Source organism: Rhizobium sp. CAU 1783 (assembly GCF_054551725.1).
In genome coordinates this window covers 387,890-410,458 of the sequence record NZ_JBTOLM010000002.1, presented here as the reverse complement: position 1 = coordinate 410,458, position 22,569 = coordinate 387,890, and the positions used below count along the sequence as shown (strand labels likewise).

Here is a 22,569-nt window from a genome sequence, read left to right as displayed (position 1 = left end):
GCGGGCCGCCGCGTTTCCGTAAGCGACGAGGATGGTGCTGGATCAGGCGGCTTTGCGCGGCGCGACGACACGGCGCTCGGCACCGGTCGGCATATCACCTTCACCGGAGCGTGTGTTGAGCTGACCGAGCAGCTTGACGAGACTTTCCACCTCGGTGCGGAGGCGCCGGGTTTCGGCGGAAGTCTGCTCGACCATGGTCGAGTTCTGATGCGTCAGCGTGTCGATGCTGATCGTCGCCTGATTGACTTCCTTGAGACCCGTCGCCTGGTCCTTGGCGGCGGTGGCGATCTCGGAGACGATCGCATGGATGGTGTCGATCCGGCTGATCATGTCACCCAAGGCAGCACCGGTGTTGGAGACGAGCCCCACACCCTCGTTGACCTGGTTGGTGCTCTGCGAAATCAGGCGCTTGATCTCCTTTGCCGCATCGGCGGAGCGCTGGGCAAGCTGGCGGACTTCCTGGGCGACGACGGCAAAGCCCTTGCCTGCCTCGCCCGCGCGGGCTGCCTCGACGCCCGCATTGAGGGCGAGAAGATTGGTCTGGAAAGCGATCTCGTCGATGACGCCGATAATCTTGGAGATCTCGGTCGACGATTTCTCGATTTCGGCCATGGCATCGACGGCCCGCGAGACGACATCGCCGGAACTGCGGGCCTGCTGCTGGGTGTCATGGACGGCGAGCGAGGCGCGCTCGGCATTGCTCGCGGTCTGGCCGACGCTGACGGAAAGCTGCTGCAGCGCCGTCGAGCTCTCCTGAATGCCGGCAGCCTGCTTGGCGGTGCGCATGGCCAACTCGTCGGAGGCCTTGGCGATTGTCTCCGTGCCGTCGAGGATTTCCTCGGAGGCGCGGCGGATCGAGGCGAAGGAGGCATTCAGGCGGACAACGGTTTCGTTGTAGTCGAGCGCCATCTGCTTGAAATTGTCCGGCAGGTCGGTTTCCATCCGGCTCTCGAAGTCACCGCGGGCGAGCGCTTCCAGGCCACGGCTCAGGTGTTCCATGGCCAGGCGCTGGTCGGCTTCGAACTGCAGCCGCTCGGCCTCGAGCTGCTTGCGGCGATCCTCAAGCGCGTCGAGATAGACCGAGATCGAATAATCCATGTCGAGCATGGAAGCCTTGATCAGGGCGCCAAGTTTCTCGCCAAGGGCGGTGGCGTGCTGCTTGCCGAAGGGAAAAGGCCAATGCTTGACGAGCATGCCCGCCACCAGTTCGGTCATCAGCATCGAGTAGCCGCCGATGTACCAGCGGGGCTCCAGTCCGATGCGCGCATGGGCCTTGCCGATCGCAGTTACGCCCTTGACGTAGTCCGGATCGAACGTTCCCTTCGAGACCTTGTCCCAGTGTTGCATCTGGGCGTTCTTGGCGGCCGCCATGTGCGGCTTTCCGTTGAAGAAGCCCGAAATTTGCGGTGTCGACGCGACCTTAGTGTAAAACTTGTCGAGCACGCCGCCGAGGAGTTCACTGAGTGTCGGTCGAAGCGAATTGAGTGTCTTGCATGTCTTCTGGTCGATTTCGAGAAATGCCAGACGTTCCGTCAAATTCTTGTCTGCTTCTACACTCATTTGTTCGCCATGACTTACGTGGAGGCGGACAAACGCCCCCTAGATTTCAGGAATATGTCGAAAGAATTCGAGAAAATCCTGAACAGACCATGAAGATCCTCGGCGAGAAATGAGAAATCCCGGGACGGTCGGTGTCACGATCGCCCCGGGATGAAACAGGTCTGCAATTTGCGATTGGTCAACTTGCGCGACGATAGGACGAGATCCGGTCACCGGCGCGTCGTCCCGCGCCGGAATCGTCGGCGGCATCGTGGTCACGGGTCTTGAAGCCCCGCAGAGCCGCCACCAGACGTTCCACTTCGTCACGCAGTGTGGCCGTTTGAGCGGATGTTTCCTCGACCATGGCGGCGTTCTGCTGGGTGATCTGATCCATCGAGGATACGGCGGTGTTGACCTCCTTCAGGCCTCCCGCCTGGTCTGACGCGGCCGTGGCGATATCTGCAACTATACCGTTTATTTCATCAATACGGGAAATGATCTGGTCGAGAGCCTGGCCGGCGTGATTAACGAGGCCGACACCCGTCTGAACCTGGCCGGAACTCTGTGAGATCAGGCTCTTGATCTCCTTTGCAGCGCTCGCACAGCGCTGGGCGAGTTCGCGAACTTCCTGAGCGACGACCGCGAAGCCGCGGCCAGCCTCTCCCGCACGGGCCGCCTCAACACCGGCATTGAGCGCCAGAAGATTGGTCTGGAAGGCGATCTCGTCGATGACGCCGATGATCTTTGAGATCTCGTCGGAGGATTTTTCGATGGCGCCCATGGCGTTGACCGCGCTGGTGACAACCTCGCCGGAAGCACGGGCCTCCTCCAAAGCAACGCTCACGACGCCCGCGGCCCTCTGCGCGCCGCTTGCCGCGAGGGTCACGTTCTGCGTGAGTTCGTGCAGGGCGGCGGTACTCTCTTCAAGACCCGCAGCCTGCTGTTCCGTCCGGTGGGCGAGGTGATCGGATGCGTCCGAAATCGCGCTTGCCGAGCGCAGGATCTCTTCTGCGGCGCTCCGCACCGTGCCGATCGTGTCGCGCAGTTTCTCGACGGAGGAATTGTAGTCATTCGCCATGCCGACAAAATTCTGCGGCTGCTCGACAGGCATCTTCGCCTCGAGGTCACCCTGGGCCAGCTTCGTCAGCACGGCACTCAGTGCCGCAAGCGCGAGGGCCTGTTCGTGCTCGGCCTTCGCCCGCGCCTCTTCGGCCGCCTTGCGCTCGGCTTCCAGGATATCGAGATAGACCGTGATGGAATAGTCCATGTCGAGCAAGGCCGCCTTGACGAGCACACCGATTTCCTGGCCGAGCGCCTCACCCTGTTTGCGGGCAAAGCGCGTCGGCCAGCGCTCGCGCATCACGGAGTGAACCAGTTGCTCGACGAGAAGGGCGTAGCCGCCGATATACCAGCGCGGTTCGAGACCGATGCGGGCATGTGCCTTGCCGACCGCCGTGACGCCTTCGACGTACTGGCCGTCGAACTGGGCCGCGGTCACGACCGACCAATGCCCCTCCTGCCGCTTCTTGGCGCTTTGGATATGCTCCTCGTTGCGGAAGAAGGCAGCGGTTTCCGGCGTGCTTCGGACCTTCTTGTAGAAGGTATCCAATGCCGCACCGATATTGGCCCGGACGGTCGGCGCCAAGGTCCGGAGGGTGTTTCGGGCGGCCTTGTCCAGGCCGAGAAACTCGAGGCGCGCCTCAAGCGCACCCTTTTCGTCATGCTTTGTCATAGCCAACCCCCGCGTTGCATCTTGACGTTTGCGAACTACTTCAAGGAAGTATTTTTTAGTAGTTCATTATCTACTTAAAAGGGTAAACATTCCATTTACCTAATGAACATCATGTGTCTTTTTCTTGTATTAGCATGTTACATTTCCACCCGCGCGAGCATGCATGACGTTTGTCAATTACCTCGGAAACCGTGGCGTATAACGGCGCTCCACTCCAATCTGCGGCACCGATTGCGATGTTCCCGATTTGATCTGTCTCTGCCGACCGAATCTGCTAGTCTCCCCCGTCATGGACACGACAGCACGACTGCCCTTCGACCCCGGCACTCTCCTGGCCTCCCCGACAGCCGTCATGGCAATCGCGGGGGGAATCCTGCTTGTCGGGATGGCATTGCTGGCAATCACCATCCGTCGGGGCGGACGATTGCGACTGGAGCTCGAGGCGGAAACGCTGCGCCGGGAGGCTGCCGCCGAGGCAAGGCTTGCCGAGCTTCTGAAGTCTCAGGCCGAGATGCAGGGGCGTCTTGCCGCCATGTCGGACGTATTCGGCAATCGGCAAGCGGAACTCAACCAGGCGATCAACCAGCGCCTCGACGGATTGACCCACCGCATCGGCGCCACGATCACCGAACAGACCAAGTCCACCCACGAAAATCTGAGGCATCTTCAGGAGAGGCTGGCATTGATCGATGCCGCCCAGAACAACATCCAGTCGCTGGCGAAGGATGTGGTCGGTCTTCAGGCGATCCTTTCGAACAAGCAGACGCGAGGCGCCTTCGGCCAATCTCGCATGGAGACCATCGTCGCGGACGGCCTGCCGATGGGGGCCTATACCTTCCAATCCACGCTCTCGAACGGCATGCGGCCCGATTGCACGATCCGCATGCCCAACAATTCGCCACCGCTGGTGATCGACGCCAAGTTTCCGCTCGAGGCGTGGAATGCGATCCGCGACGCCGACACGGCCGAGGCAAAGAAGCTCGCCGGTCAGCAGTTCCGCCGCGACATCGAGGTCCATATCCGGGATATCTCGGAAAAGTACCTGATTGCCGGCGAAACCCAGGACATGGCTTTCCTGTTTGTCCCGTCCGAGTCGATCTTCGCGGAAATCCACGAGAATTTCGAAGCGGTCGTCCAGAAGGCGCACCGGCTGCGGGTCGTCATCGTCTCGCCTTCTCTGCTTATGTTGTCGATCCAGGTGATCCAGGCTGTGCTGAAGGATCAGCGCATGCGCGAGCAGGCGCATGTCATCCAGGGAGAGGTCCTGCATCTGATGGAGGATCTGGCACGCCTTGACGATCGAACGCGAAAACTGCAAGGCCATTTCCTCGCCGCGCAAAAGGACGTGGACATGATCCTGACCTCGGCCGACAAGCTGACAAAAAGAGGCGCGCGGATCGAGGCCCTGGAGTTCGAGACGGCTGCGGCCGCACCCGTGGAGGAAGGTCCGCGCACGGTCGAGAGCCGGACGGGCCTGCTGAAGCTCAGAATAGTAGATGAGGACTAGCCAACGGTACCGCCGGCGGCCCCACCCAGGAACGGAACGCAGATGATTTCAGTATTCGGCTCCATCAACATGGATCTGATCGCAACCACCCCGCGGCTTCCCAAGCCCGGCGAAACGGTGGCCGGAACCGGCTTTTCGACGGCGGCTGGTGGCAAGGGCGCGAACCAGGCTCTTGCCGCGCGGCGTGCCGGCTCCGTGGTCAGGATGGCCGGTGCCGTCGGACAGGACGAGTTCGCGGCTCCCGCCCTCGCCCTCCTCGATGCCGCCGGTACCGATCTTTCCTCCGTCCGCCATGTCACTGGACCGACAGGTACTGCGCTGATCCTGGTGGGCGGCGACGGCGAGAACATGATCTCCGTCGTGCCTGGTGCGAACGGCACTATTACGGAGGCAGACGCCTCAGCGACCGTCAACACCCTGCAGCGGGGCGACTACCTGATGCTCCAACTGGAAGTTCCGGCGGCAGCGGTCGAACGCGCTCTGACGGATGCCCGAACCCGCGGCGTGACAACCATCATCAACATCGCGCCGCTGACCGCCGATGCCGCGCGCCTCGGTCGCGCGGCTGACATCGTTATCGCCAACGAGACGGAGTTCGAACTGCTTGCCGGGCGCGACGGAATGACGGCAGCCGTGCGGGAAGACGCGCTGATGACACTGCATCGCGAGACCGGCCAGACCCTGATCGTGACCCTTGGAGCGGACGGGGTGATTGCGGCACGGGGTGGCAAGCTTCATCGCACCAAAGGGCTTCACATCACGCCGGTCGACACGGTCGGCGCGGGCGACACCTTCTGCGGCTACCTTGCCGCAAGCCTGGACCAGGGACTGGATTTCGAGACTTCGCTTCGTCGGGCCGCCGTCGCCGGCTCCCTCGCCTGTCTGAAACACGGCGCCCAACCTTCCATTCCGACCGCTGAAGAGGTCGCGGCACACCTCTGATGCCGCCAACGCGACATTGCGTGTCGCACGGATTGCGAAACAGCCTCAGGATTGCGAGAAAAGAGCCAATCGCTTCAAAAGTCATTAAACTTTAGCCTATCATAGTACTCGAGATTGGCGTGCGCTTCCGCATCTCGGAGGCGCGCTTACGCACCATGATGGCGCGGACCTACCGGTTGCATTCTCCAGCCGTCGCGGCTTCTCCGTATCCTGAGGTTTCCATGTTCAAGTTCATCTCGCGTTCGATCGCGGCGAAACTGCTCGTCGTCACCGGCGTTGCCATTGCCGCCGTCCTGTTCATTTCCAATCTCATTCTCATTACCCAGACGCGCGACCGCGTGCAGAACCTGACGATGGAGCAGGCCAATTCGGAAGCGAAGGCGATCGCCAACGGCGTCGCCGTCGACATCGGCGAACTGGCAAGCGCAGCACGGTCCATGGCCGGCGTGATCGGCCGCGGCCACGAAGGAACGTCCTTCGACCGCAAGGGTGCAATCAATCTGCTCAAGGCCAATGTCGACCAGAACCACTTCGCCTTCGGCAGCTGGTTCGCCGAAGAGATCAAGGCGTTCGACGGCCGTCAGGAAGACCTGCTGGGCAACAAGGAACTCGGCGCGAACGAGGCGGGCGTCTTCACCCCCTACTGGTCGAAGGACCGCAACGGCAACATCCAGTTCTCGACCTTCAAGAACGATTACGCCGCCGAATGGTACGCACTGGCCAAGGCCAGCGGCAAGGGCGCCATCACCGCGCCTTACATGACCCAGGACACCGACGTCCCGGTCGCAATGACCTCGATCGCCTATCCGGTCATGTCCGGTGGCAAGCTGATCGGCGTCACCGGCGTCGACATTTCGCTCTCCTCGCTGTCCGATAAGCTCAAGGCTCTCCGTCCGTTCGAGACCGGCCGCGTGCTGCTCGTAGCCCAGGCCGGCCAGTGGCTGGTCGCTCCGTCTGATGACGTGATGATGAAGCCCTACGAAGGCGAGGGCGCCGACGCGCTCAAGGCAGCACTTTCCTCCGGCAAGTCGCAGCTCGTCTCCGATCTCCAGGCAGAAGGCCAGGAGGGTTTTGACCGCCTGCTGTTCCCGTTCGCCGTACCGGGCGTGAACACCAACTGGGCCGTGATCATCGATATTCCGCACAGCGCTACCGGTGCTGCCGTCGAAGCGCAGACCGCCATGATGATCGTTGCCGGTCTCGTGGTTCTTGGTGCGGTCATGACCGCACTGTTCCTCGCCGTCCGCGCCTTCGCCCAGAAGCCGCTCCATGCGCTGATCGGCGACGTCGACCGACTGAGCCGCGGTGAGTACAACGACGTGGTCAGCGGCCAGGACCGAGCCGACGAACTCGGTCTCGTCGCCAAGGCACTAGAAGGCTTCCGCCATCGCCTCGCAGACAGCCGCAAGCTCGAGGGCGAGGCCGAGCAGCAGCGCGGTGCTGCTGATGCAGAACGTCGCCGTTCCGAACAGGAGCGCACGGAAGCGCTCGGCATCCAGCAGCAGGTCGTCAGCGTTCTCGGAACCGGCCTGTCGCAGCTGTCGCAGGGCAATCTCGGCTATCGCATCGATGACGAGTTCCCCGGCGAATACGCTGCCCTCAAGCGCGACTTCAACGAGGCGCTGGCAAGCCTCGAAACGACGATCGGCGCCGTCAACTCGAGCGTCGTCAACATTGGTGCCGGCAGCGGCGAAATCGCGGAAAGCGCCGCCGATCTCTCGAAGCGTACCGAACAGCAGGCGGCAAGCCTCGAAGAGACCGCGGCAGCACTCAACGAGCTGACCGAGCAGGTCAACGCCAGTGCCGTCAACGCCAATACGGCGGCGGCAACGGTCAGCCTCGCCTGCGAGGATGCCGAGCGCTCCGGCGAGGTGGTCCAGAAGGCCGTCACCTCCATGCACGGCATCGCCCAGTCGTCGCAGGAGATCTCCCGCATCATCGGCGTCATCGACGAAATCGCCTTCCAGACCAACCTTCTCGCCCTCAACGCGGGTGTCGAAGCTGCCCGCGCTGGTGAAGCAGGCAAGGGCTTCGCCGTGGTTGCCCAGGAAGTACGCGAACTGGCCCAGCGTTCGGCCGGCGCAGCGAAGGAAATCAAGACGCTGATCACCACCTCGGGTGCCCAGGTGAAGGACGGCGTCGAGCTCGTCGGCCAGGCTGGCCAGACGCTGCACAAGATCGCCGACCAGGTCATGCAGATCAACGACCTGATCCGCCAGATCTCGGCCTCCGCCAGCGAACAGGCCTCCGGCCTCAAGGAGATCAACTCCGCTGTCAACCAGATGGACCAGGTGACGCAGCAGAATGCCGCGATGGTCGAAGAAACGACCGCCGCCAGCATGACGCTGAAGAACGAGTCCGAGAACCTTCGGGAACTCGTGTCGCGCTTCACGGTCTCGGGTGCAAACAGCTACAAGGCGTCTCCGCAGGCCCTGTCGTCGTCGCTCACCTCGGTCGCCCGCACCATGCGGACGGCTGCGCCGAGCGCTCCGATCGCAACGCCTCGCCCGGCTGCCAAGCGCGTGGCCGCCGGCGGGTCCGCCGCAGCCGCTGTTGCCGACGACTGGCAGGAATTCTGAGCCTCGACCTCGGGAAGAAGCACCAACGAGAAAGGCCGCCGGATCGCTCCGGCGGCCTTTCTCATTCGAGGCGATCAAAGCCGCGCGAAGCGCTCGATCAGGAGATTGAAGAAGCCTTCAGCATCGACATTGCGCATCACCTGTGCGTTCGGTGTGCGGCCGGATACCCGCCACCAGTCGACCACGGTCATGCCGACGGTCAGTTCGGACGCGGTCTCGATCTCGACGTTGCAGTGGCGGCCCGAGAAGAGCTCCGGGCGGAGCAGGTAGGCGATGACCGTCGGATCGTGCAGCGGCCCGCCGTCGGAGCCGTATTTCTCCTCGTCGAAGCGTTCGAAGAATTCAAGCCACTCGACCATGACCTTTGCAGGCCGGGTTCCGAGCGCCGCCAGACGCGCGACGCGGGACTTGGTCGTCATCAGCTGATGGGTGACGTCGAGCGGCATCATGACGAGGGGGATGCCCGATCCGAAGACGATTGCTGCAGCCTGGGGGTCGACATAGATGTTGAATTCGGCAGCCGGCGTAATGTTGCCCCCTTCGAAGAAGCCACCGCCCATGAGCACCAGTTCGCGAATGCGCGGCGCGATATCCGGCGCCTTCTTCAGTGCGAGGCCGACATTGGTGAGCGGCCCCAAGGTGCAGAGCGTGACGCTTCCCGCCGGTTCGCGGCGAAGCGTCTCGATGATGAAATCGACCGCATGCTGCGACCTGACCGCCATCGTCGGCTCGTCGAGAACGGCACCGTCGAGGCCGGTCTTGCCGTGGACGTGCTCGGCGGTCACCAGCTTGCGCTCGATGGGTCGGTCGGCACCTTCGTAGACCGGCACGTCCGTATGGCCGCAGAGCTCGCAGACGATGCGGGCGTTTCGGCTGGTCAACCTCAACGGGACATTGCCTGCAACGGTCGTGATGCCGAGAATCTCAAGCTCGTCTGCACTCGCAAACGCCAGCATCAGTGCAGCGGCATCGTCCTGCCCCGGGTCGGTATCGATAATGATCTTTCTGCGTTCCGTCATTCGTCCGGTCCCAATTTCAAAAGCTGGCCAGTTGAGCCAGTCAACCACCGTTGTCAAGATCCGAAGCGCTTGCAGCCATGCACCCGCCATCCCATATTGACCTGCAGGACGATTTCGAGCCGGCCTGTGGGGACGGTGACGACGAGGAGGATCGATGAGAAGCACCAGAACGTCGGCGCCCCCGCTGCTGCTCGGTTTCGGAATGGGCGATCCGATTTCAGGGCGCCTCACACGCCCCGGTGAGGGATATCCCCCGTTCGACATCGAGCGGCTGCGTGGTGCCGAGGCGCAAGGCGACAGATTGCGAATCACCCTGGCGGTCGCGGGCTTCGGCGAAGAGGAACTCGAGGTGCTTGTCGAGGCGAACCAGCTTGTCGTACGTGGACGGCAGGTCGACCGGGCGGAGCCCCATTACCTCTTCCGCGGCATCGCCGCCCGCCAGTTCCAGCGGGTCTTCCTTCTCGAAAAGGGCATGGACGTGCTGAGCGCCACGTTGCGCAACGGCCTTCTTTCCATCGACCTCATCCGCCCCCAATCGGCACAGATGGTGCGAAAAATTAACATTTCCTCGGCACAGTAGGGTTAACGGCATGATCGTGCCGTAGCTCCCTATCTGGTGGAGGATCGGAATGTTGATGAGAGAAGTGAATTCGCGCCTGACCCAATCGGAACTGGCGCATCTGGGCGCCGGCGAAGTGGGTTACATTCGCAAGATGCGCTCCGACGAAGTATCGCGCTGCTTTCCCGAGGCGCCCGACGTCGACCCCAATCTGGATCTCTGGGCCCTTTTCGCGGCAGACGGGACCCCGATCCTTCTGACCGACAACCGCTCGAGCACCTTCTACAAGGCAGCGGAAGACGACCTCAAGACGGTAAGCCTGCACTGACGCTCAGGCGTCAGCGCCGACGGAAGGTAAGATAGGCGGACGAGCGACCTTCGCGCTTGGCCTTGGCTTCGTAGCGCGTTCCCGGCCAATTGGAAAACGGCGTCTTCCAGTCCGACGCATTGCGCGCCGTCCATTCGAATCCGCCATGCTCCGCGCAATGTGCGAGCGTCCAATTCACGTAAGTATCAATATCCGACGCGAAGCAGAAATGCCCACCCGGCTTCAGCACGCGGTGGAAGCGCGTGAGATTGACCTGCGAGACGAAACGGCGTTTCCAGTGCTTCTTCTTCGGCCAGGGATCGGGATAGAGCAGATCGATCTGGTCGATCGAGGCATCCGGTAGCCAGTCGAGCAGCTGCGTCGCATCGTCATCATAGAGACGGATGTTTTCGAGCTTGCGCTCCTCGACCTCGGCCAGCAGCTTCGCCATCGAATTGACGAAAGGCTCGACGCCGATGAAGCCCGTCGCGGGACTTTCCGAGGCCCGGTGTACGAGATGTTCGCCGCCACCGAAGCCGATTTCCAGCCTGATTCGCTCCACCGGGGCGGCGAACAGCCCTTCAAGCGGCCGAGGGGCCGGCGTGCTCAGGTCAACGCGCAGCGCGGGCAGGAGATGCTCCATGCGCACGACCTGCTGATCGCGGAGCGGCTTACCCTTGCGGCGACCGAAAAAGGCTTCGGTCGCCCTGCTGCGACGTTCAGATGTGTTCATTGCCGTATCAGGCCTTCAGCGCTTCCTTGAGCGGCTTAACCAGGTCGAGCTTCTCCCAGGAGAAGGAACCGTCGCGGCCAGCCTTGCGGCCGAAATGGCCGTAAGCGGAGGTCTTAGCATAGATCGGCTTGTTGAGGTCAAGATGACGACGGATACCGGTCGGGGAAAGATCCATGACCTTGCGGATCGCGGCCTCTACCTGGTCCTCGGTCACCTTGCCGGTGCCGTGCAGGTCGACATAGATCGACAGCGGCTGGGCAACACCGATGGCGTAAGAGATCTGGATTGTGCAGTTGTCGGCAAGGCCGGCTGCAACGACGTTCTTCGCCAGGTAACGGGCAGCGTAGGCGGCCGAACGGTCCACCTTGGTCGTGTCCTTGCCGGAGAAGGCACCGCCGCCATGGGGTGCGGCACCGCCATAGGTGTCGACGATGATCTTGCGGCCGGTAAGGCCTGCGTCGCCGTCCGGACCACCGATGACGAACTTTCCGGTTGGGTTGATGTACCACTTGCAGTCGTCGGCAATCTTCAGGTCACCGAGCGCTTCGCGGATATAGGGTTCGACGACCTGGCGAACCTTCTTCGAATCCCAGCTCTCGTCGAGGTGCTGGGTCGACAGGACGATCGAGACGGCCTCGGCCGGCTTGCCATCGACATAGCGTACGGTCACCTGGCTCTTCGCATCGGGGCCGAGCTTGCCGGCGTCGCCGACGCCCTTTTTGCGGGCTTCGGCGAGCAGCTGCAGGATGCGGTGCGCATAGTAGATCGGGGCCGGCATGAGGTCCGGCGTTTCGCGGCAGGCGTAGCCAAACATGATACCCTGGTCGCCGGCGCCTTCGCTGTTGTCGTGGTCGGAGGCCTTGTCCACGCCCTGGGCGATATCCGCAGACTGCGAGTGCAGCAGCACATCGATCTTGGCCGTCTTCCAGTGGAAGCCATCCTGCTCGTAGCCGATGTCACGGATCGCCTTGCGGGCGGCGGACTTGAACTTGGCCGGATTGATGACGTCCTTGCCGGTCTTGTCAGTCTTGAGCAGGCTCGGCGGCAGGCGAACCTCACCGGCGATCACCACGCGATTGGTGGTGGCCAGCGTTTCGCAGGCAATGCGCACGCTCCACGGATCCACGCCGGTCTTGGCCGCTTCGCGGTAAACCAGGTCAACGATTTCGTCCGAGATACGGTCACAGACCTTGTCCGGGTGACCTTCGGACACGGATTCGCTGGTGAAAAGATAGTTTGCGCGCATGCGGGATTCCCCTCAAAGAACAGGCTTCGATCTTGTTATTCAGTTCGGACGCGAAAAACAAGAACACAACGACATAAATATATCTTTATGTGAACATCCCGCTGGCGTTAAATCGACAAAAAAAGCGGCCGTCAGGCCGCTCTCTTTCCCTGCCCCCCGGCTGGATTCATTCGGCGTCGGACTCGGCTGCAAGCGCCTTGACGAGATCGACGAGCTTGCGACGCACCTTGGGGTCGGCAATCTTCACGAATGCACGGTTGAGCTGCAGCCCCTCGGAAGAGGACAGGAAGTCGACGACATAGTTGGAGCTCGATGCTTCAGCCATTCCGCCGGCGCCGGTCGGCTGCTCGCCCGGAGCATCTTCGAAGAAGAAAGAAACCGGCACGTTCAGAATATTGGAAATGTTCTGCAGGCGGCTGGCACCGACGCGATTGGTGCCCTTCTCGTATTTCTGGATTTGCTGGAAGGTGATACCCAGGCTTTCGCCCAGTTTTTCCTGACTCATGCCCAGCATGGTGCGGCGAAGACGAATCCGGCTGCCGACATGAATGTCAATCGGGTTCGGTTTCTTCTTATTCTCGATCATGTTGTGATCCTGACAAGTGTTGGCAATTCACCATAACGCCCCTTGCTTCTCGCGGACCATAACGTGGCGTTGTATACGCCATTCAGGAACTTTGAGCATACTTACAGACTTATGGTTCCGGCCACTATGCAATTTTAGGGGTTTTTGGTCAATTCTTCCTAAAAATAAAACCCATGCGTGAAATCAACGCAGTCATAGCGACAGCAAGCAGGACCAACCACTGGTTTAATTTACGGGCGTTAACGTCCCATTTTGGTACATTACCAATATCTAAAGTTGAGTCGATGACGCCACGCGTGCCGAGCGCCATTCCGCTTAGCACACGCCCCCAGGGATCGACCACGGCTGAAATTCCGTTATTTGCACCGCGAATGAGCGGCAGACCCGTTTCGACGGCGCGAATCCGGGCCTGCTGGAAGTGCTGGTAAGGCCCTGGCGTAATCCCGAACCAGGCATCATTGGTCACGTTGAGAATGGCAACGGCGCTCTCGACCGGTATGGCCACTTCGTCGGGAAAGATGATCTCGTAGCAGATCAGCGGATAAAGACCGATCCCGGCCGGTGTTGTGAGCAAGGAGCGCTGCTGGGCCGGCGAGAAGCCTCCCGGAAGGCTGACGAGGTTGTCGAAACCGATCCGGCGCAGGACATCTTCATAAGGCACATATTCGCCGAACGGGGTGAGATGCACCTTGTCGGACGCCGAGAGGATCTGCCCCTTGTCGTCGATCATGTAGACGGAATTGTAGTAGCGCGGCGGATGGCCCGCTCCCTGGTCCTCGGAGCGCACGGCACCGGTCACCAGCACCTGGCCATCCTTCAGGACATCGCCGATCCGTGCGAGCGCATCGGGATTTTCGGTCAGGATAAAGGGAATCGAAGTTTCGGGCCAGACGATGATGTCCGGCTGCGGCTTGCCGGCTGCAACAGGTTCGGCAGACAGCGCCAGATGCTGGTTGAAGACATCGATCCTGTCGGTGTTCGCCAATTTCTTGGCCTGATCGATCATCGGCTGGACCAGACGCACGGTCAGCGGCTTGCCGGACGGAACCGGCTCGGCAAGACGGTAGGCACCATAACCGAGATGGGCGGCCACCAGCAGTCCGGCGAGCGCCAGACCGGGCACGAGCCCCTTCCGGGTGCCCAGTAAGGCCGGGGCAGCGAAGACGACGACGGCAAGCGCACTGACGCCGAAGACACCGATCACCGTCACGGACTGCATCATCAGCGGGATCGGCATTGCGCCGTAGCCGACCGCATTCCAGGGAAACCCGGTCGCGACGAAGCTGCGAAGCCATTCCATCAGACCGAAACCGGCGGCGAGAGCTGCAAGGCGACCGAACCCTTCCGACCAGAAGAGGCGCGCCAGCATCGTCGCAAGACCATAGAAGACCGCGAGAACAGCAGGCAGGCCGAGTACCGCGAGCGGCAGCGCCCAGGCGAATTCATCGGCCTCCACGAGCAGGGCATTCCCAAGCCACCAGAGGCCGGCAACAAAATAGCCAAATCCGAAAGACCAACCGATGACGAAGGCCGAGCGCAACCCGAAGGAATGGCTTCGATCAGGATTGCCGGCTGTGCCGTCGAGCAACCAGACGAGGATCGTGAAGGAGAGAAACAGGGATGCGAAAAAACTGAAGGGCGGAAGGGCCAACGCGCCTACGGCCCCGGCCAGGAATGCCAGAAGCAATCGCTTCCATCCCCAGAGCAGCATGATCCTTCCGGCCAGCCGTTCCATGCCCGCCCTTTCCTTCATCCGCGAATCGGTTCGCCCGCAGTGTTCCAAAAAACACCTCGCTTGTCCCGTCGGTTGAACAATGAAGGGAATGCGGCGACGCTCATGCGCCGCTGTCTACATCCGTGGGCAATGCATCATCGGCCTTACCGGCCTTGGCGCCGCTACTGGCCCTGGCCGGCGCATCGGCCTCGCCCTTGGTCGGGCGCCGACGAGCGGCCGCGCGCTTGCGCACGATTCGGACACGCTTGATGCGTCTGGGATCCGCATCGAGGATGTGGAACTCGAAGCCGGGAACAGCCTGCACGACCTCGCCACGGACCGGGATACGACCCAGGGCCGAGAAGATCAGGCCGCCAAGGGTGTCGACATCCTCCAACTGGTCGCGAATGTCAAAATCCGGACCGATCGCCTCGGCGATTTCCTCCAGCTCGACACGCGCATCCGCGACCAGCACGTCTTCGGAGGTGCGGCTGAACATCGCCTCCTCGTCATCGTGCTCGTCCTCGATGTCGCCCACGACCATCTCCACGATGTCCTCGTGCGACACCAGACCGTCAGTGCCGCCATACTCGTCGATCACGAGGGCGATCTGCGTCCGCGCCGCCTGCATCCGGCTCAGAAGATCGGATGCGAGCATGGACGGAGGCACGAACAGGATGGAGCGAATGATGCCGCATTCGGCGACGGTCTTGCTCAGGTCGACGCGGGCAAGGTCGAGATCGGTCCTGGCATTGCGCGCCACCGCCTTCTCGGTCTTTTCCGCCTTTTCGGCGACAGCCGGGGCCGGGCGTGTTCCGTTGCGGCGTTTGTTGCGGGCCTGCTTCGTCACATAGGACAGCAGGTCGCGGATATGCACCATGCCGCGCGGATCGTCGAGCGTCTCGCAATAGACAGGCATGCGCGATCGCCCGGATTCCTCGAACAGCGTCATCAGTTCGCCGATGGTGATGTTCTCGTCGACGGCCTCGATGTCGACGCGCGGCACCATGACGTCTTCGACACGAACCTCGCGGAAGCGCAGGATGTTGTGGAGCATCGCCCGCTCTTCGGGCGTGAAGACGTCGCTCGTGCCGGCATCGGCCTTGAGGGCGTCGGTCAAGTCCTCGCGAAGGCTTGACGCCGAGGACGGCCTCAGGATGCGGGCGGCGCGCGCCCAGAAAGAAGTAAGTGCTCGGCCGGATGATCCCTCCGGCCGCGAAGGACTACTGCCTTCCTCCGAAGAGGAACCTTCAGATCCCTCATTGGCCTCTGCGGCCACTCTCGTCGAAAAATCGCTCATTATTCCAAACTATCAAACCGGGTCCTGCCCCGCATAGGGATCAGATAAGCCAAGTGCCGCCAAAATGCGAGTCTCAAGGGCTTCCATTCTTTCAGCCTCGCCCGCTTCCATGTGGTCATAGCCGAACAGATGCAGGAAACCATGGACCATGAGATGGGTCAGATGATCCCCGAAACTCTTCTCCAGGTCCAGTGCCTCCCGTTCGACGGTTTCCCTCGCAATGATGATGTCGCCCAGCATCGGACCGGGCATGCCACCCGGCTGCAACGGAAAGGCGGGGAAGGACAGCACGTTGGTGGGCTTGTCCTGTCCTCGCCACTCGGCATTGATCTCGCGAATGGACTGATCGTCGGAGAAGACGAGCGACACTTCCGGCGCCATCGCCGGGAAGGGTTGCTTTTCCTCGGCCTGGAGATAGCGGGCTGCCTCGCCCAGCACACGGCCGGCGAGGCGTTCAAGTTCGGCTTCGTCCGCCCAGCCTTCGGCTTCGACGGCGATCTGGATATCGAGTTCTTGCATCGTCGGTCGGTCCGACCCTATCGGTCGGTCTGCTCGCTTTCGTCCTGCACGGCATATTGGGCATCATAGGCCTTGACGATGCGCCCGACCAGCGGATGGCGGACGACGTCGACATCCTTGAAGCGGACCACCGAAATGCCCTCGACGCCCTTCAGGATCTGCAAGGCCTCGACCAGACCCGACTTCACGCCGCGCGGAAGGTCGACCTGGCTCGGGTCGCCGGTGATGATCATCCGGGCATTTTCGCCGAGACGGGTCAAGAACATCTTCATCTGCATCGACGTGGTGTTCTGCGCCTCATCGAGGATGACGGCGGCATTCGCCAGCGTGCGGCCACGCATGAAGGCCAGCGGCGCGATCTCGATGACGCCGGCGGTGATCGCCCGCTCGACCTTGTCACCGGGCATCATGTCGTAGAGCGCGTCATAGAGCGGACGGAGATAGGGATCGACCTTCTCCTTCATGTCGCCCGGCAGGAAGCCGAGGCGTTCGCCGGCTTCGACGGCAGGACGCGAAAGGATGATGCGGTCGACCGCGCCACGCTCCAAGAGCTGGGCGGCATGGGCAACGGCAAGATAAGTCTTGCCGGTACCGGCAGGGCCGACGCCGAAGACCAGCTCCGAACGCTCCAGAGCCCGCATGTAGGCATCCTGGGTTGGGGTGCGGGCCGAGATGGTCTTCTTGCGGGTGGCGATCTGCGCCATCGACAGCTTGGCCTTGCGTTCCATCGTCGGCAGCGTCAGCTGATCGTCGGCGGCGACTGCCATGCGGATCGCGCCTTCGACGTCGGAGGCTTCGACCGAGCCGCCGCTCTGAAGACGGGCATAGAGGAAATCCAGAGCGCGGCGCGCCTGATTGGTGGCGAGCAGGTCGCCGGAGATGGAGACGGAATTGCCGCGGGCCCGCGCCTCGATCTGCAGCCTGTCTTCCAGAAGCTTCAGGTTCTGGTCGAACTGGCCAAAGAGCTCACTGGCAAACCGATTGTTCTCGAACGTCAAAATGAAGTGATTGGCGTCGGTCAGGGCACGGACGTTGCGCGAGGATGAAGAAACCACTTCTTGTGCGTTCAAGCGATCAGGCTCCTGTTTGATCAGGTTCAGGCCCTCACTCTAACCCTCTGCCACCTCGGCAAACAAGCTGTTTGGGCCGGCTGCGGTGATTCGTACATTTATAATGTCGCCGATTTGCGATGAATTTGCATCAACATTCACGGACTGCAGCCAGGGAGACCTCCCGATCAGCTGACCGGGCTGACGTCCGGGCTTCTCGAGGAGCAAGTCGATCGTTCGACCGATCAGGGAATGCGAGAACTCCTGCTGCTGCCTGAGCAGCAGTTCCTGCAGTCGCGCCAGTCGCTCGACCTTGACCTCTTCCGGCACATGATCGGGCAGATCGGCGCCGGGCGTGCCGGGACGAGTCGAATACTTGAACGAGTAGGCCTGGGCATATCCGACGGTCTGGACGAGATCCATCGTCGCCCGGAAATCCTCGTCCGTCTCGCCGGGGAAGCCGACGATAAAATCGCCCGACAGGGCGATGTCGGGCCGCGCCGCGCGGATGCGCTCAATCAGGGCGACGTACTCCGAGGCCTTGTGGCGGCGGTTCATGGCCTTGAGGATGCGGTCGGAGCCCGCCTGCACCGGCAGGTGCAGATAGGGCATCAGCATCCGCAGGTCGCGATGGGCTTCGATCAGGCGATCATCCATGTCGCGCGGATGGCTCGTGGTGTAGCGAAGGCGTGCAAGGCGGGGAATTTCGGCCAGACGGTAAAGCAGATCGCCGAGACCGATCGCGCGGCCGGCGGCATCGACGCCATGCCAGGCATTAACGTTCTGCCCGAGCAAGGTGAGTTCGCGCACGCCATCGGAGACAAGCTTCTCGGCTTCGGAGATGATCTGGGCCAGCGGACGGGAAACCTCCGAACCGCGCGTATACGGCACGACGCAGAAGGTGCAGAACTTGTCGCAGCCTTCCTGGACCGTCAGGAAGGCGGTGACGCTGCGCACCCTGCCCTTCGTCTTCGTCGGATCCGGAAGGTGCTCGAACTTGTCCTCAAGCGCATATTCAGTGTCGACCACCCGCTCTCCGATACGGGCGCGGCGCAGAGCCTGCGGCAGGCGATGATAGGTCTGCGGGCCGATGACCACGTCGACCGCCGGCTCGCGGCGGGCGATCTCGTCGCCTTCGGCCTGGGCAACGCAACCGGCGACCCCGATCATGAATTCGCGGCCTTCGGCGGCGCGCGCCTTCTTCGTCTCGCGCAAGCGTCCCAGAGCGGAATAGACCTTCTCGGCCGCCTTCTCGCGGATATGGCAGGTATTCAACAGGACGAGATCGGCGTCCTCCATGTCGTCGGTCGTGACATAGCCTTCGGAGGCGAGCGCATCGGACATGCGGCCGGAATCGTAGACGTTCATCTGGCAGCCATAGGTCTTGATGAAGACCTTGCGCTCGGGCGCCGCAGCGGCGCCCTCCGGCGTGCCCGTCGCGTCAATCAGTGCTGTATCCTGGGTCATGCCGGCTATTTAGTGGTTTTTCCGGCCGGATTAAACCGAAAAATGAACGCTCAGGCCGAACGGGCGTGCCGCCCGCGCAGGTGATCGAGCAACATGTTGCGGATCCGGCGTTCGACGAGACCTGCGACCTGCTTGCGATTGTCGCCCTCACGATACTCCACTACCTCGCCGAAGCTGACGTCGACGTCGATGGCGCCCGCCTTCAACACTCCCATCAGATGCGGCACCAGGGCCACGTCGCCGGGCCATCCAACGAGCGGACGGTGATAGCGCCCCATCGGCAGTCCATGAACACGCGTGTAGGCGATCGCGATCGGCTGGACGTAGACGACCCCCTGCGGCGCGAGGGGAAGTGCGGCGGCGGCAGCACCGAACAGCGAGGTCTTCACCTCCAGCATGCGATTGCCGTCCGACGTGGTGCCCTCGGGGAACAGGACGACGATCTCGCCATCGGCCATGCGCTCGGCGATCTCGCTCACCTGGTCGCCCGTCCGCCGCTTCTGCTCGCGCACGACGAAGATGCTCTTCTGCAACCTTGCAAGCGTTCCGAAAAGCGGCCAGTCGGCCACTTCCGTCTTGGCGATGAAGACGACGTCGGCCAAGGCCCCAAGAACCAGGATGTCCTTCCAGGAGACGTGGTTGGCGGCAATCATCAGGGGTCGGTGCCGCTCCAGCGTGCCGTGGATGTTGATACGGACACCGATCAGCCGGCAGGTCACGGAATGCCAAACGCGGGGCAGACGTCGCCGCAGTTTCCAGTCGAAGCGGAGTGCGAGAAGTTGCAGCGGTGCCAGGACCAGCGTCATGACCGCGATGACGGACAGAGCGAGGGCGATCCTGAGCCCGTTGATCACGCTTCGCCCCTCATTGACCCCTGCATGCGTCAGCCTTCGTCCTTGGCCAGCGGAATGCCGTAGAGTTCGAGGCGATGATCGACAAGGCGGAAGCCGTGTTCGCGGGCAATGCGCTCCTGAAGCGCCTCGATCTCCGGAGAATGGAATTCGATGACTGTACCATTCTTCAGGTCGATCAGATGGTCGTGGTGCTCTTCCGGGACCGTCTCGTAGCGGGACCGGCCGTCGCGGAAATCGTGGCGTTCGATGATGCCCGCATCCTCGAAGAGCTTCACCGTGCGGTAGACGGTGCTGATCGAGATCTTCGCGTCGATCTTCACGGAGCGCCGGTAGAGTTCCTCGACATCGGGGTGATCGGCGGATTCCTCGAGAATGCGCGCGATGATACGGCGCTGCTCGGTCATGCGCATGCCGCGCTCAACGCACAAAGCTTCCAGCGATTTCAGTTCTTCGCTCATGGCCAAAGTGATCCCGCGCATGTCGGTCTTATGACAGAGGCAACTATCGAAGATCGCGACGCATGACAAGCGCGGAGGAACGCCGGCCGCTCGCATCGGCATAGTAGGCGGGGCGCTCGCCGGCTTTCTGGAAACCGAGCTTGCGGTAAAGCCCGAGAGCCGGCTCGTTGCCGTCGTCGACTTCGAGGAACATCGCCTCGCCGCCGCGCCCGCCGGCCTCGCGCATCGCCGCCTGCATCAGGCGCCAGCCCAGACCGAAGCGGCCGAACTTCTCGTGAACCGCGATGGTCAGGATCTCGGCCTCGCCAGCCGTCTCGCGAGCGAGGACGAAGCCCGCGAGCGGAGCCTTGAAGATCAGCGCATTGGTCTGCCAGACGACATAACCGAAGGAATTCGGCTGCAGGAGCAGGCTGAGGAATTCACCGTCGTTCCACGCCTTGGAAAAGCGCTGGGCATGCAACCCGGCCACCGCCGCACAGTGCTCGGCGGCCATCGGCACGACTTCGAATTCGGGTTTTCTGTTGAAGTAGCTGTCCAGCATCGATTTCACGCCCTGAGTACGGCAAACCCCGCCTGCGGTTTGGCATCGGGTCCCCGCAAATATAGCGGTTTGGGCTTGCCCGCAGCTTTCGCCACTGCTCCGAGACGCGCGACGGCGCCAATCGGGAAACGGTCTGTCTCGGTGACCATCGCCGGATCGGAAAGCAGTGCCGCAGCCGATCCGATGACCCGCAGGCCGCTCGCCGACCGGGCGAACGCCTCAACGGAAGCGATGGACGCTTCGCCCTCCGGCGTGCCGTCGGCGCGAAACTGCTGGAGGTAGACCTCGCCGCGCTTGGCATCCATGGCGACCAGAAATGGCTGACCGTCCTTTTCCGCGGCGTCGGCGATCGCTTCGAGCGTCGAAATCCCGACCGCATCGATGCCGAGGGAAAGGGCCAGCCCCCGGGCGGTCGCAACCCCCACACGGATACCAGTGAAGGAACCGGGACCGACGGTCACCGCCACACGCTCGATTGCCGAAAGGTCCAGCCCTGCTTCGGCGAGGGCAGCATCGATCGTCGCCATCAGTTTTTCAGCATGGCCACGGCCGATATTCTCGGTCGCCACGCCGACGAGGCGGCGGGCGCTTCCATCATAGACGGCCGCGGAACAATCGACCCCGGCCGTATCAATCGCCAGAACAATCATTCCCTGTCCCTGCTCCCGCCCGCGGTCCGTCAGACCGCTTCGACTTCCTGAACCTCGGGCACGAAATGGCGCAGAAGGTTCTGCACGCCGTGCTTGAGCGTCGCGGTGGAGGACGGGCAACCGGAGCAGGCGCCCTTCATGTTGAGATAGACCTTGCCGTTCTTGAAACCGCGGAAGGTGATGTCGCCGCCATCCTGGGCGACGGCCGGACGAACGCGGGTCTCCAGCAGCTCCTTGATGGTCGCGACGATGGTCTCGTCGCCCGCTTCGAAGAATTCCTCGTCACCGTCCTCGTCATTGGCGACAGCGGCCGAGCCCATGACCTTCGCGCCGCTCATGAAATGCTCCATGATGGTGCCAAGGATGGCGGGCTTCAGATGCTGCCACTCCGGGCCGTCCTTGCTCACGGTGACGAAGTCGTAACCGAAGAAGACCCCGGTCACGCCGGGGATGGAGAAGATGCGGGCTGCAAGCGGGGAAACGGACGCGCTCTCGGCGTCGCGGAACTCGGCGGTTCCAGTTTCCATGACCACCTTTCCGGGCAGGAACTTGAGGGTCGCCGGGTTCGGCGTGGCTTCGGTCTGAATGAACATGGGAACCTCCGGGCGGGTTCAAGGGCCGCCGTTCAATTTAGAATTCTTCAAAAGAAAATAGGCTCGAACGGATCGCCCTTCAAGCCTGTATTTGATGATTGCCGTACTTGCGGATCAGCAGAGAGCGTCGATCTCCTCGTCGGTCAGCGAGTCGGGCAGGACTGTGACCGGGATCGGGAAGGCGGCGCCGCGACCGGCGATCATCGATACCAGAGGCCCCGGCCCTTCCTTGGTCGAACCGGCGGCGAGAACCAGGATCGCGATGTCGCGGTCGTCCTCGATCAGAGCGTTGATCTGGTTGGCGGCACTGCCCTCGCGGATGACGATCTCCGGTTCGATGCCGATGGTTTCGCGCACCGTCTGCGCGGCCTTCGCCATCACGGCTTCCGCCTCCTCGCGCGCCTCGGCGCGCATGATCTCCTCGACGCCAAGCCATTGCTGGAAATCGCCTTCGGGGATCACATAGATCAGGACGAGGCCGCCGTTCGAATTCTTGGCGCGGCGACCGGCATAGTGCACGGCCCGCGAGCATTCCGGCGTATTGTCGATCACCGCCATGAACTTGCGGCGGTGACCCTCAAGGCGTGACAAGCGCGTTGAAACCATCTGGGACCCCGCCGGCGGACTGTTGATCTTGCCATGAACGCGGCTGGATCCGTCACCCCAGCCGCCCTG

Annotated in this window: 22 protein-coding genes; 5 read left to right on the top strand and 17 right to left on the bottom strand. The window is 62.3% G+C overall.

The genetic code is table 11. The features are described 5' to 3' along the window. Nucleotides 1-42: 42 nt before the first annotated feature. Both ACX93L_RS08725 and ACX93L_RS08720 read right to left on the bottom strand, forming a co-directional pair. Nucleotides 43-1,560, bottom strand: a complete 1,518-nt coding sequence (locus tag ACX93L_RS08725) for a methyl-accepting chemotaxis protein (protein ID WP_459404494.1) — start codon at nucleotides 1,558-1,560, stop codon at nucleotides 43-45. A 178-nt stretch (nucleotides 1,561-1,738) separates the two neighbouring features. After that, on the bottom strand, nucleotides 1,739-3,271 hold the full coding sequence (locus ACX93L_RS08720; RefSeq protein ID WP_459404493.1) for a methyl-accepting chemotaxis protein: 1,533 nt from the start codon (nucleotides 3,269-3,271) through the stop codon (nucleotides 1,739-1,741). A 352-nt stretch (nucleotides 3,272-3,623) separates the two neighbouring features. On the opposite strand from ACX93L_RS08720, the gene ACX93L_RS08715 reads away from it, so the two are divergent. From ACX93L_RS08715 to ACX93L_RS08705, 3 genes are all read left to right on the top strand, one after another. Beyond that, nucleotides 3,624-4,778 (top strand): DNA recombination protein RmuC, encoded by a 1,155-nt coding sequence (locus tag ACX93L_RS08715; RefSeq protein ID WP_459405352.1) that lies wholly within the window; start codon nucleotides 3,624-3,626, stop codon nucleotides 4,776-4,778. A gap of 42 nt (nucleotides 4,779-4,820) precedes the next feature. Further along, a complete protein-coding gene (locus ACX93L_RS08710) occupies nucleotides 4,821-5,720 on the top strand; it encodes a ribokinase (RefSeq protein ID WP_459404492.1) in 900 nt (299 codons plus the stop codon). Between the two features lie 221 nt (nucleotides 5,721-5,941). Beyond that, entirely contained in the window at nucleotides 5,942-8,299 is a 2,358-nt protein-coding gene (locus tag ACX93L_RS08705; RefSeq protein WP_459404491.1) for a methyl-accepting chemotaxis protein, read from the top strand. A gap of 74 nt (nucleotides 8,300-8,373) precedes the next feature. Here ACX93L_RS08705 and ACX93L_RS08700 read toward each other — a convergent pair whose 3' ends face one another. Further along, nucleotides 8,374-9,318, bottom strand: a complete 945-nt coding sequence (locus ACX93L_RS08700) for a nucleoside hydrolase (RefSeq protein ID WP_459404490.1) — start codon at nucleotides 9,316-9,318, stop codon at nucleotides 8,374-8,376. A 154-nt stretch (nucleotides 9,319-9,472) separates the two neighbouring features. On the opposite strand from ACX93L_RS08700, the gene ACX93L_RS08695 reads away from it, so the two are divergent. Continuing rightward, nucleotides 9,473-9,898, top strand: a complete 426-nt coding sequence (locus tag ACX93L_RS08695; protein WP_459404489.1) for an Hsp20 family protein — start codon at nucleotides 9,473-9,475, stop codon at nucleotides 9,896-9,898. A 49-nt stretch (nucleotides 9,899-9,947) separates the two neighbouring features. After that, nucleotides 9,948-10,205: a BQ00720 family protein gene (locus tag ACX93L_RS08690; protein WP_169591376.1), complete on the top strand. Its 258-nt coding sequence runs from the start codon at nucleotides 9,948-9,950 to the stop codon at nucleotides 10,203-10,205. A gap of 10 nt (nucleotides 10,206-10,215) precedes the next feature. On the opposite strand, the gene trmB is transcribed toward ACX93L_RS08690, so the two are convergent. The 14 genes from trmB to ACX93L_RS08620 form a co-directional block, all read right to left on the bottom strand. Continuing rightward, nucleotides 10,216-10,917 carry a tRNA (guanosine(46)-N7)-methyltransferase TrmB gene (gene trmB / locus ACX93L_RS08685; RefSeq protein WP_459404488.1) on the bottom strand — a complete coding sequence of 234 codons (702 nt, stop codon included), beginning with the start codon at nucleotides 10,915-10,917 and terminating at the stop codon, nucleotides 10,216-10,218. Between the two features lie 7 nt (nucleotides 10,918-10,924). Beyond that, nucleotides 10,925-12,163 (bottom strand): methionine adenosyltransferase, encoded by a 1,239-nt coding sequence (gene metK, locus ACX93L_RS08680; protein ID WP_459404487.1) that lies wholly within the window; start codon nucleotides 12,161-12,163, stop codon nucleotides 10,925-10,927. Between the two features lie 166 nt (nucleotides 12,164-12,329). Continuing rightward, nucleotides 12,330-12,749 (bottom strand): helix-turn-helix domain-containing protein, encoded by a 420-nt coding sequence (locus ACX93L_RS08675; protein WP_169591386.1) that lies wholly within the window; start codon nucleotides 12,747-12,749, stop codon nucleotides 12,330-12,332. A 148-nt stretch (nucleotides 12,750-12,897) separates the two neighbouring features. Then, entirely contained in the window at nucleotides 12,898-14,484 is a 1,587-nt protein-coding gene (gene lnt, locus ACX93L_RS08670; protein WP_459404486.1) for an apolipoprotein N-acyltransferase, read from the bottom strand. A 100-nt stretch (nucleotides 14,485-14,584) separates the two neighbouring features. Beyond that, nucleotides 14,585-15,763 carry a transporter associated domain-containing protein gene (locus tag ACX93L_RS08665; RefSeq protein WP_459404485.1) on the bottom strand — a complete coding sequence of 393 codons (1,179 nt, stop codon included), beginning with the start codon at nucleotides 15,761-15,763 and terminating at the stop codon, nucleotides 14,585-14,587. 12 nt (nucleotides 15,764-15,775) lie between these two features. Continuing rightward, nucleotides 15,776-16,282, bottom strand: a complete 507-nt coding sequence (gene ybeY, locus ACX93L_RS08660; RefSeq protein ID WP_459404484.1) for an rRNA maturation RNase YbeY — start codon at nucleotides 16,280-16,282, stop codon at nucleotides 15,776-15,778. Between the two features lie 17 nt (nucleotides 16,283-16,299). After that, nucleotides 16,300-17,352, bottom strand: coding sequence for a PhoH family protein (locus tag ACX93L_RS08655; RefSeq protein WP_169591398.1), 1,053 nt, complete (start codon nucleotides 17,350-17,352; stop codon nucleotides 16,300-16,302). 39 nt (nucleotides 17,353-17,391) lie between these two features. Further along, nucleotides 17,392-18,798, bottom strand: coding sequence for a tRNA (N6-isopentenyl adenosine(37)-C2)-methylthiotransferase MiaB (miaB, locus tag ACX93L_RS08650; protein WP_459404483.1), 1,407 nt, complete (start codon nucleotides 18,796-18,798; stop codon nucleotides 17,392-17,394). Nucleotides 18,799-18,848: 50 nt separating this feature from the next. Then, a complete protein-coding gene (gene olsA / locus ACX93L_RS08645) occupies nucleotides 18,849-19,652 on the bottom strand; it encodes a lyso-ornithine lipid O-acyltransferase (RefSeq protein ID WP_459404482.1) in 804 nt (267 codons plus the stop codon). Nucleotides 19,653-19,681: 29 nt separating this feature from the next. After that, nucleotides 19,682-20,110 (bottom strand): Fur family transcriptional regulator, encoded by a 429-nt coding sequence (locus ACX93L_RS08640; RefSeq protein WP_459404481.1) that lies wholly within the window; start codon nucleotides 20,108-20,110, stop codon nucleotides 19,682-19,684. 43 nt (nucleotides 20,111-20,153) lie between these two features. Beyond that, complete coding sequence (locus ACX93L_RS08635) at nucleotides 20,154-20,651, bottom strand: GNAT family N-acetyltransferase (RefSeq protein ID WP_459404480.1); 498 nt, start codon at nucleotides 20,649-20,651, stop codon at nucleotides 20,154-20,156. Between the two features lie 5 nt (nucleotides 20,652-20,656). Further along, entirely contained in the window at nucleotides 20,657-21,301 is a 645-nt protein-coding gene (gene tsaB / locus ACX93L_RS08630) for a tRNA (adenosine(37)-N6)-threonylcarbamoyltransferase complex dimerization subunit type 1 TsaB (RefSeq protein ID WP_459404479.1), read from the bottom strand. Between the two features lie 29 nt (nucleotides 21,302-21,330). Next, nucleotides 21,331-21,894 carry a NifU family protein gene (locus ACX93L_RS08625; RefSeq protein WP_169591417.1) on the bottom strand — a complete coding sequence of 188 codons (564 nt, stop codon included), beginning with the start codon at nucleotides 21,892-21,894 and terminating at the stop codon, nucleotides 21,331-21,333. Nucleotides 21,895-22,008: 114 nt separating this feature from the next. Next, nucleotides 22,009-22,500, bottom strand: coding sequence for a universal stress protein (locus ACX93L_RS08620; RefSeq protein ID WP_459404478.1), 492 nt, complete (start codon nucleotides 22,498-22,500; stop codon nucleotides 22,009-22,011). Between the last annotated feature and the right edge of the window lie 69 nt (nucleotides 22,501-22,569).

Coding starts and splice junctions, on each gene's coding strand:
- ACX93L_RS08725 (WP_459404494.1), bottom strand. CDS start 1,560: ATGAGTGTAGAAGCAGACAAGAATTTGACGGAACGTCTGGCATTTCTC.
- ACX93L_RS08720 (WP_459404493.1), bottom strand. CDS start 3,271: ATGACAAAGCATGACGAAAAGGGTGCGCTTGAGGCGCGCCTCGAGTTT.
- ACX93L_RS08715 (WP_459405352.1), top strand. CDS start 3,624: ATGGCAATCGCGGGGGGAATCCTGCTTGTCGGGATGGCATTGCTGGCA.
- ACX93L_RS08710 (WP_459404492.1), top strand. CDS start 4,821: ATGATTTCAGTATTCGGCTCCATCAACATGGATCTGATCGCAACCACC.
- ACX93L_RS08705 (WP_459404491.1), top strand. CDS start 5,942: ATGTTCAAGTTCATCTCGCGTTCGATCGCGGCGAAACTGCTCGTCGTC.
- ACX93L_RS08700 (WP_459404490.1), bottom strand. CDS start 9,318: ATGACGGAACGCAGAAAGATCATTATCGATACCGACCCGGGGCAGGAC.
- ACX93L_RS08695 (WP_459404489.1), top strand. CDS start 9,473: ATGAGAAGCACCAGAACGTCGGCGCCCCCGCTGCTGCTCGGTTTCGGA.
- ACX93L_RS08690 (WP_169591376.1), top strand. CDS start 9,948: ATGTTGATGAGAGAAGTGAATTCGCGCCTGACCCAATCGGAACTGGCG.
- trmB (WP_459404488.1), bottom strand. CDS start 10,917: ATGAACACATCTGAACGTCGCAGCAGGGCGACCGAAGCCTTTTTCGGT.
- metK (WP_459404487.1), bottom strand. CDS start 12,163: ATGCGCGCAAACTATCTTTTCACCAGCGAATCCGTGTCCGAAGGTCAC.
- ACX93L_RS08675 (WP_169591386.1), bottom strand. CDS start 12,749: ATGATCGAGAATAAGAAGAAACCGAACCCGATTGACATTCATGTCGGC.
- lnt (WP_459404486.1), bottom strand. CDS start 14,484: ATGGAACGGCTGGCCGGAAGGATCATGCTGCTCTGGGGATGGAAGCGA.
- ACX93L_RS08665 (WP_459404485.1), bottom strand. CDS start 15,763: ATGAGCGATTTTTCGACGAGAGTGGCCGCAGAGGCCAATGAGGGATCT.
- ybeY (WP_459404484.1), bottom strand. CDS start 16,282: ATGCAAGAACTCGATATCCAGATCGCCGTCGAAGCCGAAGGCTGGGCG.
- miaB (WP_459404483.1), bottom strand. CDS start 18,798: ATGACCCAGGATACAGCACTGATTGACGCGACGGGCACGCCGGAGGGC.
- ACX93L_RS08640 (WP_459404481.1), bottom strand. CDS start 20,110: ATGAGCGAAGAACTGAAATCGCTGGAAGCTTTGTGCGTTGAGCGCGGC.
- ACX93L_RS08635 (WP_459404480.1), bottom strand. CDS start 20,651: ATGCTGGACAGCTACTTCAACAGAAAACCCGAATTCGAAGTCGTGCCG.
- tsaB (WP_459404479.1), bottom strand. CDS start 21,301: ATGATTGTTCTGGCGATTGATACGGCCGGGGTCGATTGTTCCGCGGCC.
- ACX93L_RS08625 (WP_169591417.1), bottom strand. CDS start 21,894: ATGTTCATTCAGACCGAAGCCACGCCGAACCCGGCGACCCTCAAGTTC.
- ACX93L_RS08620 (WP_459404478.1), bottom strand. CDS start 22,500: ATGGTTTCAACGCGCTTGTCACGCCTTGAGGGTCACCGCCGCAAGTTC.